Raw genomic sequence first — 14,367 nt, 5'->3', positions numbered from 1 at the left:
AGCATTTTTACCATTTTGCAATAATAATTTATTGCGTTACGATAAACATAAAGGAGTGAGAGCATCATGAATAAGAAAACAAAGATTTCGCTTAAGTTTTTATCGTTATTATCTTTAATAGCAAAAGTGATATTTGCTTTTAATGCAGCTATGTTTGTCTTTGTAGGAGTCGTAATCGCTATCCCACCTTTTCGGGATCAAGTCAAAACGAATGCAACGATTGGTGGCAAAAATATACAAATTGACGGTTCCTTAGTTAATATGGGAGTAATATTTGGCTCTTTGATACTGGGATTGATATTTGTTCTTATTTTATTTTCTATCGCAAATTTATTAAAAAGTTTAGTTAATAATATGCAGCAAGAACAATTTTTCACTGCAAACAACTTACATTATTTAAAACAAATCCTAACTAATATTTGGGAATTGATCTTTGTACAAGGTATTTTTATAATTGCTGATTTAGGTATTAATATTGACAGTCATGGCAATGATTTTAATTTGAATTTGACCTCGTTAGTAATTACGCTTGTTTTCTTAGCTATCTTCTATACAATTTATACTTTAGTTAAAAATGGAACTGAATTAAAAGATGAAAATGATTCATTTTTATAAGTAGGTGACGAAATGATAAAGGTCAATTTAACTAAGGTCATGTTTGATCGCCAAATTTCTTTAACAAAATTAGCAAAAGAAGTTGGTATTACTCAAGCTAATTTATCAAATCTAAAAAACGGCAAAGTTAAAGGGTTACGCTTTGAAACTCTGGGAAAAATATGTCAGGCATTAGAATGCCAACCAGGTGACATCCTAGAATATATACCTGAAAAGATGGAGTAACTAAAAATATACTCTCTGATTTTAGTTAAAATTATCGTAGATAAGTTACAAAAGAATACAGAGATAGGAATGAAAAGAAAAGCTTTTTATGTTTTTAGCCGGTATTGATATGCTCTCCTTATAGTAGACACGGAAATAAACAAAATCCGTATTTACTATTATTAAGGGGGGTTTTATGTCTGGAAGAACAAACAAGGTTTCACAGGTAACAAGTGTTTTTGAGTCGCTGTCGCTAATAATTTACTCCAATACGTTTATCGTGCCCTTGATCATATTTAGTTATAGATTTGGTTGAAAATCCGCAAAAAAATGGCCGTCTTAGTTTTACATAGCTAACGGCCATTTTACTTTAATTTACTACCATCTTAAACAGTTCCACTGGAAGTCCTATTCAACAGGACTTCCATTTGCTTCCTTTATTACAGGTATGGCTCCTCTAAAACCCATTACCTTTGTGCTCTACCTCACCTTGTACCTTATAATGCCCCTGCTCATCTTTCTCATAGTAAACGCCTTGGATCTCGGGAATAAATCCGGGAAACCTTTCCATTACTCCAACTAATACCTTGAAATATTGCTGGTCTATTTTTTGCCATTTTTCTCCTGGTGCGACGATAAACACTCCCGGTGGATAAGGCAAAGCACCTTCTAATGCGACTTGACCAACAATGTTGTCTAAATTGCACAGTTCGTTTTGATTCTTCTTAAAATTCAGGTCAGCTTGCCATGGCGTTTCTACATAATCCTGCAAATTATTTTTGGCAAACAAAGCTTTTTGTAAATTGAAAGTATTGTTTTCTTTATAATAGTTATGCATTTCATAGCAAAGATCGTGTAAAGTATAGCCTTGATAACGCTGCTGATATTGTTCATAGAGACGCGGTAAAGCTTCCTGTAAGGAAACATCAGCGTCATAGGCTTTTTCAAATTCCAACAAGGCATCAAGCAGAATATTAAGATCACTTTCCGAATCTCCAGGTGTTAATAAGAATAGCAATGAGTTTAAATCATCTTTTCCGCGAATAATTTGTTTTTCCAGCAAAAACTCCGCTACAACAGCTCCTGGGATCCCATCAGGTAGATAACGCTCGTTTTTAATGTCGATCCCTGGTGTCACGATCGTCAGCTTAAATGGATCTAACATTGCTTCCTCTTTCGCAGTATTATCAAAGCCATGCCAATTATTACTTTTATCAAACTGCCAATACTTTTGCTGGGTCGCTAATTGTGTCGTGGGAATATCTTGCCAAGGAACATTTTCATAAGTTAAAGGTACTAACGGTTTAAATAAATTTGAACGACGTAATAACTGCTTTCGAAATTCGATGCTTCTTACTAACAGATCTGACCACCATTTAGAAACACCTTCACTAGCAGCTAAATAAGCATTAGCAGTCAGTGAAGCATACACCGGATAGGAATAACTGGAGGTCACATATTTCAAATAAGCATTGTTAAAATGTTTATGGTCAACATACCGTGCCTGCCCTTTTATATGATGATCTTTTTTTAGGATTTGAGAAGTTTGTCCCATTCCGGCCTGCTGTTTGTGGATAGATTGTGTAACTAAGATCCCCGGGTCATCTGGATCATAATGTTGATTTAACGGCGATAGACCCTTGAGTAGTGGAACAAATTGTTCATATCCTCCCCAGGCACAGTCAAATAAAATATAATCACAGAGTGCACCAATTTTCTTGATCATCCATTCTGCATTATAAAAAACACCGTCATAAGTTTCGGCTTGAACAACAGCTAAGCGAAATGGTCGCTTGGCATTCACTTTTGAAGGAGCAACCTTTTTGATTTGCTCCCTTAAATTTTCCTCACTCAAATCATTAGGGTCCATCGCACCGATCGATCCTAGCGGGTTACGATCTGTTCTAACGTATACCGGGATCGCGCCACTAGAGACCAGCGCACTATTATATAAGGATTTATGATTGTTACGGTCAAATAATACCAAGTCACCAGGAGACAATAGAGCACTAGCACAAATCGTATTAGCACTGGTTGTTCCATTTGTACAAAAATAAACTTTATCAGCATGATAAGCTTGGGCAGCAACCTTTTGAGCTGTTAGCGGTGTGCCGGTATGAGTCATAGTGTCGCCTAATGCAGCAACTGTATCACTGGTATCAGCAGTCAACATATTTTTCCCAAAAAACCGATTAAACACTACACCGGCAGGGTGTTTCTCATAGTACTGTCCGTTGTGATGTCCCGGTGTTGTGAAGCTAAGCGGTGTTGTCTCAGCAAATTTGATCAAGTCACTTAGAAACCCAGGTACAGATTCTCGTTCATATCTTTCTGCGACACTAGAAACTTGAGCTTGAATATCTTTTGCATCAAACGGGGCTCCAACTTTAATTATGGGAAAGTGTAAACCCGAATCCTGTTGTAATTTTTGAAAAATTTGTTGCGTGTAAAAGTCATCTTGTAAGCTTATACCTGCAGCAAGCTCCGCTGCATTTGTAACCTCACTTGGATCGATCCCTTTCCATTGAGCGGGGATACAATTACTTATGTCCTTAGGCGCCGCGATTTTTAAAATTTCCATGTTTTTTCACATTCTTTCAAAATTAGAAAATTTCTGTTAAAAATAGTTAAATTGGCTTACAATAGAATAGCTATAAATTATGGTCATACTTTTTCACCATGAAATACATATTATACAGATTTTCAACTATATTTAGTAACAAAACTAGCATTCAAGTAATAGGACCCAAGTTTATTATACAACATGAGAAGTAAGGTCTTCTTGTAAGTTTCACAGTATAAGGAACTTTGATATTCCATTACTAATAGCAACTATAAATGAGGGATATTCATGTCTGTTTTTTTAACAATTTATAAGCCTCCTAACATTGTAATTGGTTCTTAAAACAAAAGAATAATTATTTAAGGAGCAAAATTATTAATTATGGAAGAATTACAACCGAATAAACACTATATGCACTGGACTGTGATCGCACTTTTAGATTTTGTAACAATAATTAGTTTTGAAAATATTTTTTATCCCTTTCAAAACCAAGGCCTTTCAGTCGTTATTTCCTGGATCTTTCTTTTATTTTCTTACGTGATCCCTTATGAGTTGATCGCCAGTCAAATGAGTTTAACTTTTGATAATCAAGATGGCGGTCTGGCTTCTTGGGTCCGTCGAAGCAGTAACGATACATTGGGTTATGTTACTTCGTGGATGTACTGGGTACAAAGTGTACCTTATATTGTAGACGTTTCTAATTCGGTTATTGTTTCTTTTAGCTGGATGATCCTTGGTGATAGCTCTTTGGGACAAAAAATGTCTCCCTTTTGGTTTGGTTTATTAACCTTTGTTTTGATCTTGATATTTATTTTGTTGCAAAACGCGATCAAAAATTCCCTTGAAATTTTGTCATTGATCGGCGGTGGAGCAATGTTTATTATGTCTGTGTTATTCGTACTTTTAGCGGGTTATGCATTAACACAAGGAGCACACATTGCTACTGAACCATTTAATTGGCATTCTTTTATGCCTAATTTCTCGTTAAAATACTTTTCAACCACCGGTCTTCTGATTTTTGCAATGTCAGGTGCCGAATTAGCAGCACCTTATGTAGTACGCATGCGTGATCCTAAGCATGAATTTCCTAAAGCTATGTGGTTATTAGCCATTATGACTGCATTCTTGACCATTTTTGGGACACTGGCACTGGCTGTTTTCTTTAACGCAAATCAGATACCACACGATTTTAAAATGAACGGTCCTTATTATGCTTTTGCTTTGCTCGGACAGCAACTCGGCTTAGGGCAAACTTTAATGTATATTTTCGCTGTGGTACAAGCGATTTTTATGATGGCTCAGTTAGCGGTGTTACTAGATGCAACCAGTCGTGTTTTTGCAGGTGATGTCGCTGATAATTTCATGCCTAAGTGGGTCACTAAGAAGAATAAAAATGGCCGTCCGATCAACTCTTACTTAATGACAACCGGCTTGAGTCTTTTTTTACTACTTTTAACAGGAACATTGCCAGATATCAATACAATTTATAATTGGCTACTAAACGTTAACGGCATCGTTTCGCCATACAAAACATGCTGGGTCTTTTTTGCCTTTATTGCTGTTCGTTGGCAAGATAAGAAGTTCCACTCAGACTATGTTTTTATTAAAAACAAGACAGGAGCTCTTTTGGTCGGGGGATGGTGTTTACTATTTACCTTTGTTTGTGCAACCCTGGGCTTTATTCCACAGGAAGTTAAATTTGGGACCTGGGCCTTTACTCATCAACTTATTTTAAATTTCATTACTGTTTTTGTTTTGTTTGGTCTAGGACTTGTCATGCCTTGGTTACGTAAACGAGAGCTGCGTAAAGAAAAGAATGGTGATTTAGTTTAAAATAAACTTGAAAAAGTTAAATAAGTCGAACTTGAAAGAGCAATTCATAAAAACTGTTGCTATCCTCAAAGATGATCCTTATCAGCCAATGCGATCATTTGAAAAATTACAGCCCACCAGTCGTGGGTTGTATTCAAGACGATTAAATGCACAACATCGGGTAATTTGTCGTGTAGATGACGAATTAAAAAAGTATATATTTATGCGGCATAGAGCCATTACGAATAAGTGCCTAAAAAACTAGCAAAATTTCCTACAAACTTAGGAGCTATTTTGTTAGTTTTTTCTTTATTTCATTCTACCTTTTTGTGCTTTAAAACCTTGATTTTGCTAACGAACCGAGGATTCGTTACTACAAAATAGCCTAAAGGTCTAATGATTATTCAACGTGCAGTAATAATTATATGATTGTAATAATAACTCTACTCTCATCCGCAAATTTAGAAAATTTTCCCTTTTCACTAAACAATCTGCTAGAATTAGTTTATATATCTTTTGGAGGGAGTGATCTTGTGGCAGAAAGGAATCCCGAGTCAGTTCATGTGCTGGATCTGATCATGATCACACTTGGTTGTTCTATTTTTGCGTTCTCATTGGTCTTCTTTAACATTGCTAATAACTTAGCAGATGGAGGACTTAGTGGTGTGACCTTGATAATTAAAGCTGTCTTTAAAATAGACCCTGCATATACAACTTTTCTTTTGAATATCCCCTTGATCTGGTCTGGCTATCGCTATCTTGGTCGTCAAACTCTTATCTATACCATCTACGGTACTGTGGCATTATCAGTAGCTTTATGGATCTGGCAGCGTGTCCCGCTCAACATTAACATCGATCATGATTTATTCTTGGCGTCTGTCGGAGCTGGGATCTGTGGTGGTATCGGGCAAGGGATAGTCTACCGTTTCGGTGGAACTACTGGTGGAACTGACATTATTGCTAAGATGTTCGAACGCTTTAAAGGTGTACCAATGGGACAGTCTCTTTTATGGTTAGATATTGTTATCTTGACTGTATCCTTAGTCTACGTTGATCTGCGCCACATGGCATACACACTGCTTTATTCCTATATTTCGTCTCGCTTGATAAACTCATCGATCGATGGCGCCTATGTAGCAAGGGGAAACCTGATAATCAGTAATAATTACCGTGAGATCGCTGACCTGATCATGGAAAAAATGGACCGTGGCGTGACTGTTCTCGATGGACAAGGAGTTTATTCAGGAGAAACACGTCCGACCCTCTACGTTGTGGTAACCCCAAAGGAGCTTCACGTATTGAAAGAACTTGTTTCCTCAGTCGATCCGCACGCATTTATGACCTCGTTCAGTGTCAATGAGGCTGCAGGAGAAGGCTTTACTTATCGTCGACCCAAAAGGCACCTGATAAAGAAGAAAAAATAATCAAAACTAGTTGCTCAGCCCTTCGACAACAAGGGCTCAACAACTAGTTTTTCATTTACTGAATTTTTACTATCGTACGGCCCAAATGCTGTCCATCTTTTAACTTTTGAACAACTCGCAAAACACCATCCAAAGAAACTTCATCGACTATTAACTCATCTACGATATTCCAGTCAACCGCCAGTTTTTGCCAAATTTCATTTTGTATTTTAGCTGGTGATGTGATCGAATCAATACCTAATAGAGAAACTCCTCGCAAAATAAATGGTAAAACTGAGGTCGTCAGTTTATTACCTCCAGCATTACCACAGACACTCATTGCTCCACCGACCTTGATCATTGACAACAAGGCAGCAGCCACGTCACCGCCCACAGTATCTAGAACATAGTCAAATGTTTGATGCTGCAACGGTCGGTCTGCTTTGATAGACGATACATCAAGTATTTCCGCAGCCCCTAGACCATGAGCTATTTTCGCTTGACCGGGTTTACGTACCAGAGCGATCAAATGTTGATAACCTAAATTTGCTAAAATTTTTGTGGCAATGCTCCCCACTCCCCCAGTTGCACCAGTCACCAAAACTTGATCCGACGGCTTCATTTCAGCCTTAAGCAGAGCTGTGATCGACAAACCGGCTGTTAACCCGGCCGTTCCATATATCATTGCATCTCTAGTTGTCATAGCTGCGGGTATTTTAGTCAACCACTCGCTTGGGACCCTAGCAATTTCCGTTAAGCCACCACTGTGGCTAACGCCTAAGTTATAGCCCGTACTTAATACCTGTTCGCCTTCTTTAAATCCTGGATCTTCTGAGCTGACAACAGTTCCAGCCAAATCTATCCCCGGGATCAGTGGATAATTACGAATGACCCCGCCATTCTTTTGAAAAGCTAACATATCTTTATAATTTAAAGAAGAATACTCAACTTTAATAACTACGTCCCCAGTCGAAAGGTCAGCCGGACTTAGATCTTCGATTCGACCAGTAACTTCGCTATCCTTTTCTCGAACGATAAATCCTTTAAAATTTTCCAACAATATATACTCCTCTCAAAAAACGCAGAAATCCGCTTAAAAATAACTTAAACTGTAAAATATGAAATAGATTTCTCAAGATCATCATAGACTTTTTCAGTCTCATTCAAAAATTGGGGAGCAGGAATATGCATATCAGGCACACATATAACTTTACTACCTACGGCGATGCCAGCCGCTATCCCCGCCTCACTATCCTCGTAAATAATGGCTTCGTCTGGCTTCAATGACATTTTATCTAAAGCCTTATTGTATATATCGGGGGCAGGCTTTCCTACTTTGATCTCCGCATTAAAAGTCAGATGATCAAAATAATTCAAGATCTGATTTTGCTGTAAAATAGTCACTGCACGATCTTCCTTACTAGAGGTTGCCAAACCGATAAAGTAATTATTACTACTCAGGAATTCCAACAGTTCTGGTGCGCCCTTTTTTGCAGCTACTCCTTGAGCAAGTATGGTCCCTTCGATCTTTTTACCCTCTATTAATCCTCTTTTTATTGTAATAGGCAATTCAAACTCCTTGATAAGCTTTTCCATGTTATCTTCCTCATTGTGCCCACTATAGTTTTGCGCATAGTAAGTTTGGGTAAAAGGACCTGCCCCGTATTTTTGCAACAAACGTTGGTAAACTTCTAATGAAACGACTTCTGTATTAACCAATAAACCATCCATATCGAAAATAATCCCTTTAATCATCTTATAATGTCTCCTAACAAAATTTTTGTAATTCGTTACTAATTCTAAAATATATTGTCACTTTAAAGCTATCAGAGATACTGCTTATATCAATCGAATTTAGTTTGCCAATACTCTGATCGATGGCATTTAAAAGCCATTTTTAAGTCTTCAGGAAGATTACGATTCAAAGATAATTCTAGTTTTAAAGCTTCTTCCAAACTAAAATAAGCAACATCGCTAGTCTCAACACCGCTATGAACTTGGCTTTGCTTTGGCTCACATTCAAAGAATACCTTGTAAACGTAATTGAGACTTTTTTTCTTATATTGATGTTTATCCATGTCTTGAACAGCTATCATACGTACTGGGTTAACCGTGATACCTGCCTCTTCTTGCGTTTCTTTAACAGCTATTTCACTGGCAGAATAGCCAATATCCGCCCAACCACCAGGGATCGACCAAGTCTTAGTTGCCTTTTCTTGGACTAGTAGGATCTTGTCATTATTAAAAGTTACTGCCCTAACATCTACCTTGGGTGTCACATAACCAGTGTCCTGGTCAAAAAACACTTGAAGCTGCTCCGATGACGCTGCTGTTAATTTAGTCATTAATTTTTTAGAAACATCTTCTAACTGCATATAGCGATCTTTATCATAAATGTCTTTAGTATAAAATTTGCCTGTTTGAGCGATTGCTTGTAATTGGCTTAATAACAAAGTCAATTGCCGATCTGTTTTTTTCAAAAAGAACTCCTTTATCAAAAATGATGTAATTGTTACCGTAATAACTATAACCTTATCTCAAAACACTACCTAATTTAAATTTTAAAATAAAGCGCTTTCTAAATCAATAAAGAACACAGTGTTATTGCTGCTATAAACCAGCTAAAATTGATCTCATTTGATAGTTTTATGGGACACTATGCTACCTTTTGTCATATATGTGATATTGCATTACCAAGTATACCTTACATTTTGGTTGCACTTCACATATACTCATAGATGGGTTCAGGAAAGGCTAAAGGCCAGATCCAAACTAACAGTTATTAATTGAAAATCAGTCTTGTAAGTATTTACCTAAAGCCCAATAAATTTTCAAAACTCAAGGAGGTCATTCAATGTATAAGATGTACATGAATAATGAGCAATTTAATTTTCAGATCAATCGATTCATGGAGCCTTACTACAACGATAGTGCAGTTCAGGCAGAAATCTCAGATGCGGTCAAAAAAATCACCGACCAAGAAAGCTGGTATGAAACATGGAACAAACTAGGAAATACAGCAGAAAATGAAAGAAAATATGACCTAGCCTCTGCATATTTTCAACTAGCTGATTTCTTTTTAGGTGAAGAAGATGAACGTAAGAAAAAAACTTATTGCCGATTCGTTGAAAATTATTATCAAAGCATTGATACGTCCAAATTAATTTTTGATAAAGTCCCATATGGAGCAGGTTACATGCCAGTTGTTCAGATCAACCATCCCGGGGCAACTAAGACTTTACTTTTTCACGGTGGTTTTGATTCTTATATAGAAGAAATTATTCGCGTGACTTTTTCGCAAGGTCTATATGATAAACTTCCACAGTACAACTTCATTTTATTTGAAGGGCCTGGTCAAGGAGCAGCATTACGTACAGGTATCCCATTAACTCCTGAATGGGAAAAACCGGTCGGTGTCCTCTTAGATCACTACAACATTAAAGAAGCAGATATATTAGGAATGTCATTGGGCGGCTATCTCGCCATCCGCGCAGCAGCATACGAACCACGTATTAAAAAAGTCCTTTGTTTCGACGTCATGTACGATATGGCTGATGCACTGATCATGAAAATGCCTGGTGCACATAAAATGATCTCACAACTTAGAGATCCGCAGACCCAAGAACAATTCAACCAAATCTTAACCCAAAAAGCTAAAAACAACGTTGATCTAGCTTTCAAAATGCGTAAAGGCATGGATATTACCCTGGCAAAACGACCGATCGACTTTGTCATGGAAGCCGTGAAATATACCATGGTCGGTAAGTTGGATCGCGTAACTCAAGACGTTTTACTGTTAGGTTGTTCTAAAGACCTCTATGTCCCGGCTGACACTGCAGCCAAAGAAGCAAGTCAATTAGTCAATGCTCGTTCGATCACTACAAAAGTTTTCACTAGCAGAAGTGGTGGTGAACGTCACTGTCAGGTCGATGATAAACCCTTGGCTGCCAAATGTATCATTGGATTTTTAAATGAAGAATTTTAAAAATTAGACAAAAAACTAGCCTAGTCAATTAAGGTTAGCTCTTTTTGCATCTTACATAAACTATGAATGATCTGGAAATTGACTTCCTTTTTTTCTAAGCTATATTTTACATAAACGGTCGCAACAGCTACATATAATTGAGCTAAATAATCGAGCGGCAAACCTTGATGTTTGACCACCCGGCTGCGCTTAAAATCTTCTAACATTACTTTTTGATAGTAGTCCATTAGATCTGGGCCTTCTATTCCTGTCAGTTTTAGCAGCGATACAAGATGATCATGATTTGCAATCAAATATCGGCCTAAAACTTCTAGCGCTCCTTCAAGATCAATACCAGTTAAGCGCTCAACTATCAGCTGCCTAAAATCTTCACCATACCTACTGATCACGTGACTCGCTAGATCATATTTATCCTGGTAGTGACGGTAAAAAGTTTGCCGACCGACCGGAGCAGTTTTTACAATTTGACTAACGGTGATCTGTTCAAATGTCTCCGTGGCCAGTAATTCAAAAAAAGCTCGGCTAATATCGTTTTCAGTTTTTATAAAACGTAAATCATGTTTCATTGACATCCATCTCCCTCGGGCATGGTATTTTCATATCCTAGTATATTTGAACAAAAATTTACATAACTCTGCTCCATGAGACAACAGTAAATTCCCCTAACATTAATGTTACCATTGATTTAAAACATAATAAGAAAAATAACTACATTAAAAATGCAGGTAATTCATGATATCTGCCAAAAAAGGATCGTGCTTATGCAAATTATTATCTCTCCCGCCAAGAAAATGATAGTTGATCAGGATAGTTTTTTCCCCAACGAAGAACCAGCTTTCCTTGAGCAAACTGAAAAAATTTTACAAAAAATGAAGCAGCTTTCCTATACCGAAGCTAAAAAACTATGGAAAACCAGTGATAAGTTAACACAAGAAAATTTCCAACAACTCCAAGACATGGACTTACGTCAGCAATTGACCCCCGCCATACTCAGTTATTCGGGGATCCAGTACCAGTACATGGCACCAGATGTTTTAACTCGGTCTGCACTAGATTATTTACAACAGACGTTACGTATTGTCTCCGGCTTTTATGGTATCTTGCGCCCTTTTGATGGCATTGTTCCCTATCGTTTAGAGATGGGGGCTCGACTTCAAATCAATAATAATAAAGATTTGTACAGCTTTTGGGGAGATAAATTGTACGCTGCCCTAAAGAATAACGGTCCGATCATTAATTTAGCATCGAAAGAATATTCAAAAGTGATCACTCCTTATTTACAAAAAGATGACCAGTTCATAGAAATAGTTTTTGCACATCTAGTCGACGGCAATTTGCGCATAAGAGCAACTCCAGCTAAAATGGCGCGTGGTGAGATGGTTCGTTTTATGGCTGAAAATGAGATCTCTACTTTAGATAAGATCAAGGATTTCCAGTCTCCTACGTATTCATTTGACGAAAAACGCTCCACCAATCACAAGTTCATCTTTATTCATTAAAATGTCGCTTGATCAAGCTTACTGTCCTATCTATGGAACGGCAATGTTTTTCTGCGATCGATTTTCACTAAGAACGTCCCTACTTTTTTATTTCATAAGGTTTACGATCGAATAAAATGTCTTCGCCTATTCTATAATGGCCCTACATCTTATCTATATGGGTCCGAAAAATAAATATTTGGACCCAAGTCGGAAAGATGTGGGGCCAAAAAGCAGGTATTTGGACCCAGGTCAAAGGAATGTGGGGCCAAAAACAAGTTAATTGGCCCCACATCCATGTATAAATTTTCATTCAAAAAGCCTCCAAAAGTTAGCATTTCACTTAACTTTTGAAGGCCTTGTTTATATTACCAGTTCAACTTTAATTTTTGTATGCGTACTTATAACTCCACTGTGTTCCAGCAGTGTTGTGAATAATGCCCCTAACATCAGATTTCTGCAAATAAGCAGTTACTTGTTGATAGACTGGTGTCATTCCTTGCTCGGTGTTTAAGATCTGTGTTGCTTTTACCAAATCATTCCACCGCTTGTTTTCATCGTTAGCATCTTGGTCTTGTGCACGGTCGACTAATTCGTCAAATTCTTTATTAGAATACTTTCCTTGGTTGTAAGATGTGTTACTCTTCGCCGTTTGTAAGAATGTGATCGGGTCACTGAAGTCTCCGCCCCAACCAGACAAGTACAAGTCGAAGTCCCCATCGTCAGCACGCTGGGTTGCACTATGACCAGGAATATCTCGAATATCGATATCAAGTCCTGGTAAGATCTTGTGGTAACGTGATTGCAAATATTCAGAAATAACTTTGCCGTTAGCATCATCGTTGCTTGCTAGTAAAGTCAATTTCAAGTTTTTCTGACCGATCTCTTTCAAACCTTTTTGCCAATACTTTTTAGCTAATGCAGTATTGGTATCAACGGTATTCTTTACATACTGTTGATCGGCAAAATATTTGCCTGTCTTAGGGTCTTTAGCCAAATCAGAAGCTACAAATCCCTTCGGTGGTTCTGATCCGTCACCTAAGATCTTTTTAGTTAAAACATCACGGTCAAGTGCAAGTGACATTGCCAATCTGATATTCTTGTTATTCATTGCCTTACGCTTAGCTGCGTCTTGATCAGCAAAGTTATACTTAATGTATGTCACGAATGAATATGGATACTGCTTGAATTCTTTGTCATTTTTAAAGTTCTTGACCTGTTGACTTGTTAATGGCGTCAGGTCGAGTTTGTTTTGCTGATACAATTCCTGACCAGTAGTTGGATTAGAAACCACCGTAAAGTTGATTTGGTTTAACTTAACAACTTTCTTGTCCCAGTAGTTATCATTTTTGGTAAACTGCCACTTATTACCGGTACCCGTCCAGTTCTTGATTTTAAATGGCCCAGAATAAACCATGTACTGTGATTTGGTACCATATTTCTTACCGTACTTGTTAACGACTTTTTCATTTTGGGGTCCAAATAAAGGATAAGCCATCAAAACTTTAAAGTACGCAATTGGTTTTTCCAACTTTACAACTACCGTCTTACTATCTGGAGCAGAGATCCCGATGCTAGATGGTTTAGCTTTGCCATCTATGATTTGATCAGCATTCTTGATCCCGCTAAATAAGTATGAATATGGGGATTTGGTCTTCGGATCAAGCGTCCGTCGCCAAGAATATACAAAGTCTTTAGCTGTGATCTTGTCACCATTACTCCATTTAGCATCACGTAATTTAAGAGTCCAAGTCAAGCCGTCATTTGACACAGAACTACTTTTAGCCAAACCTGCATTAACTTTACCTTTCTTGCCCAAACGATAGAAGCTTTCAAAAACATTACCTGTCTGCCCGTAACCAGTCGATTTTGAAATATCGATAGTATCCAAAGGTGCTGTAGCACTGAGATTCAGTTGCTTTTTATTAGTGTCATTACTATTTGAGTTTTTGTTACCACATCCGGCAATAACGACCAACAATAAAGCAGTAAAAACAGTTAATAATACTTGATGTATCTTCTTCATTTCATTTCCCCCTCGTATAATAGCTGCGCACAAGCAAGCAGTGTGAAATATACTAGCTTCCCGAAGCTCAGCTGGACCAACATGGCTACATAAAAAGCGATTACAGCTTTACTATCGTCGCAAAGAGAATCATTCATCTTCTATTTTCAAAGTTTCCAACTTATACAACTTTATAAATAAATTCAAATTTAATAGACAAAAAAGACACGATCATTCACTTAAGAATTCTCGCGTCTGGGCTTTGTTCATTATCATTTGTTTAGTATGAACTTTATCATTGC

At 37.4% G+C, this 14,367-nt stretch carries 14 protein-coding genes; 7 read left to right on the top strand and 7 right to left on the bottom strand.

Annotation, left to right across the window (positions count from 1 at the left end):
• Positions 1–66 precede the first annotated feature (66 nt).
• Both AC3XNE_RS04935 and AC3XNE_RS04930 read left to right on the top strand, forming a co-directional pair.
• Positions 67–615, top strand: coding sequence for a hypothetical protein (locus AC3XNE_RS04935; protein ID WP_489833199.1), 549 nt, complete (start codon positions 67–69; stop codon positions 613–615).
• Between the two features lie 12 nt (positions 616–627).
• Complete coding sequence (locus tag AC3XNE_RS04930; RefSeq protein ID WP_489833198.1) at positions 628–840, top strand: helix-turn-helix domain-containing protein; 213 nt, start codon at positions 628–630, stop codon at positions 838–840.
• Between the two features lie 436 nt (positions 841–1,276).
• Here the strand turns inward: AC3XNE_RS04930 and AC3XNE_RS04925 are convergent, their stop codons facing one another.
• Positions 1,277–3,400: a putative ornithine decarboxylase gene (locus tag AC3XNE_RS04925; protein WP_489833197.1), complete on the bottom strand. Its 2,124-nt coding sequence runs from the start codon at positions 3,398–3,400 to the stop codon at positions 1,277–1,279.
• Positions 3,401–3,763: 363 nt separating this feature from the next.
• Between AC3XNE_RS04925 and AC3XNE_RS04920 the strand changes: the two genes are divergently transcribed.
• The 3 genes from AC3XNE_RS04920 (at position 3,764) to AC3XNE_RS04910 (ending at position 6,618) form a co-directional block, all read left to right on the top strand.
• A complete protein-coding gene (locus tag AC3XNE_RS04920) occupies positions 3,764–5,215 on the top strand; it encodes an APC family permease (protein WP_489833196.1) in 1,452 nt (483 codons plus the stop codon).
• 7 nt (positions 5,216–5,222) lie between these two features.
• On the top strand, positions 5,223–5,459 hold the full coding sequence (locus AC3XNE_RS04915) for a type II toxin-antitoxin system RelE/ParE family toxin (protein WP_489833195.1): 237 nt from the start codon (positions 5,223–5,225) through the stop codon (positions 5,457–5,459).
• Positions 5,460–5,727: 268 nt separating this feature from the next.
• Entirely contained in the window at positions 5,728–6,618 is an 891-nt protein-coding gene (locus AC3XNE_RS04910) for a YitT family protein (RefSeq protein WP_489833194.1), read from the top strand.
• Positions 6,619–6,673: 55 nt separating this feature from the next.
• On the opposite strand, the gene AC3XNE_RS04905 is transcribed toward AC3XNE_RS04910, so the two are convergent.
• The 3 genes from AC3XNE_RS04905 to AC3XNE_RS04895 form a co-directional block, all read right to left on the bottom strand.
• Positions 6,674–7,654 carry a YhdH/YhfP family quinone oxidoreductase gene (locus AC3XNE_RS04905; protein WP_489833193.1) on the bottom strand — a complete coding sequence of 327 codons (981 nt, stop codon included), beginning with the start codon at positions 7,652–7,654 and terminating at the stop codon, positions 6,674–6,676.
• Between the two features lie 47 nt (positions 7,655–7,701).
• Positions 7,702–8,352: an HAD family hydrolase gene (locus AC3XNE_RS04900; protein WP_489833192.1), complete on the bottom strand. Its 651-nt coding sequence runs from the start codon at positions 8,350–8,352 to the stop codon at positions 7,702–7,704.
• An 89-nt stretch (positions 8,353–8,441) separates the two neighbouring features.
• On the bottom strand, positions 8,442–9,077 hold the full coding sequence (locus AC3XNE_RS04895; protein ID WP_489833191.1) for an NUDIX hydrolase N-terminal domain-containing protein: 636 nt from the start codon (positions 9,075–9,077) through the stop codon (positions 8,442–8,444).
• Positions 9,078–9,451: 374 nt separating this feature from the next.
• On the opposite strand from AC3XNE_RS04895, the gene AC3XNE_RS04890 reads away from it, so the two are divergent.
• Positions 9,452–10,582 (top strand): alpha/beta fold hydrolase, encoded by a 1,131-nt coding sequence (locus AC3XNE_RS04890; RefSeq protein ID WP_489833190.1) that lies wholly within the window; start codon positions 9,452–9,454, stop codon positions 10,580–10,582.
• Positions 10,583–10,602: 20 nt separating this feature from the next.
• Here the strand turns inward: AC3XNE_RS04890 and AC3XNE_RS04885 are convergent, their stop codons facing one another.
• A complete protein-coding gene (locus AC3XNE_RS04885) occupies positions 10,603–11,148 on the bottom strand; it encodes a TetR/AcrR family transcriptional regulator (protein ID WP_489833189.1) in 546 nt (181 codons plus the stop codon).
• Positions 11,149–11,343: 195 nt separating this feature from the next.
• On the opposite strand from AC3XNE_RS04885, the gene yaaA reads away from it, so the two are divergent.
• Positions 11,344–12,081, top strand: coding sequence for a peroxide stress protein YaaA (gene yaaA, locus AC3XNE_RS04880; RefSeq protein ID WP_489833188.1), 738 nt, complete (start codon positions 11,344–11,346; stop codon positions 12,079–12,081).
• Between the two features lie 142 nt (positions 12,082–12,223).
• Here the strand turns inward: yaaA and AC3XNE_RS04875 are convergent, their stop codons facing one another.
• The gene (locus AC3XNE_RS04875) at positions 12,224–12,373 is read right to left on the bottom strand and encodes a hypothetical protein (protein ID WP_489833187.1); all 150 of its coding nucleotides are present in this window, start codon (positions 12,371–12,373) and stop codon (positions 12,224–12,226) included.
• Positions 12,374–12,442: 69 nt separating this feature from the next.
• Positions 12,443–14,086, bottom strand: coding sequence for a peptide ABC transporter substrate-binding protein (locus AC3XNE_RS04870; RefSeq protein ID WP_489833186.1), 1,644 nt, complete (start codon positions 14,084–14,086; stop codon positions 12,443–12,445).
• Positions 14,087–14,367: the final 281 nt, after the last annotated feature.

Source organism: Ligilactobacillus sp. JN-6 (Y).1 (genome assembly GCF_058111525.1).
Note: the sequence above shows the minus strand (reverse complement) of the source record. Positions and strands in the feature narration are given on the sequence as shown.

What these genes read in the sequence shown, in the direction of transcription:
- AC3XNE_RS04935 (WP_489833199.1), top strand. Translation starts at nt 67, where the DNA reads ATGAATAAGAAAACAAAGATTTCGCTTAAGTTTTTATCGTTATTATCT.
- AC3XNE_RS04900 (WP_489833192.1), bottom strand. Translation starts at nt 8,352, where the DNA reads ATGATTAAAGGGATTATTTTCGATATGGATGGTTTATTGGTTAATACA.
- AC3XNE_RS04920 (WP_489833196.1), top strand. Translation starts at nt 3,764, where the DNA reads ATGGAAGAATTACAACCGAATAAACACTATATGCACTGGACTGTGATC.
- AC3XNE_RS04875 (WP_489833187.1), bottom strand. Translation starts at nt 12,373, where the DNA reads ATGAAAATTTATACATGGATGTGGGGCCAATTAACTTGTTTTTGGCCC.
- AC3XNE_RS04890 (WP_489833190.1), top strand. Translation starts at nt 9,452, where the DNA reads ATGTATAAGATGTACATGAATAATGAGCAATTTAATTTTCAGATCAAT.
- AC3XNE_RS04870 (WP_489833186.1), bottom strand. Translation starts at nt 14,086, where the DNA reads ATGAAGAAGATACATCAAGTATTATTAACTGTTTTTACTGCTTTATTG.
- AC3XNE_RS04885 (WP_489833189.1), bottom strand. Translation starts at nt 11,148, where the DNA reads ATGAAACATGATTTACGTTTTATAAAAACTGAAAACGATATTAGCCGA.
- yaaA (WP_489833188.1), top strand. Translation starts at nt 11,344, where the DNA reads ATGCAAATTATTATCTCTCCCGCCAAGAAAATGATAGTTGATCAGGAT.
- AC3XNE_RS04930 (WP_489833198.1), top strand. Translation starts at nt 628, where the DNA reads ATGATAAAGGTCAATTTAACTAAGGTCATGTTTGATCGCCAAATTTCT.
- AC3XNE_RS04925 (WP_489833197.1), bottom strand. Translation starts at nt 3,400, where the DNA reads ATGGAAATTTTAAAAATCGCGGCGCCTAAGGACATAAGTAATTGTATC.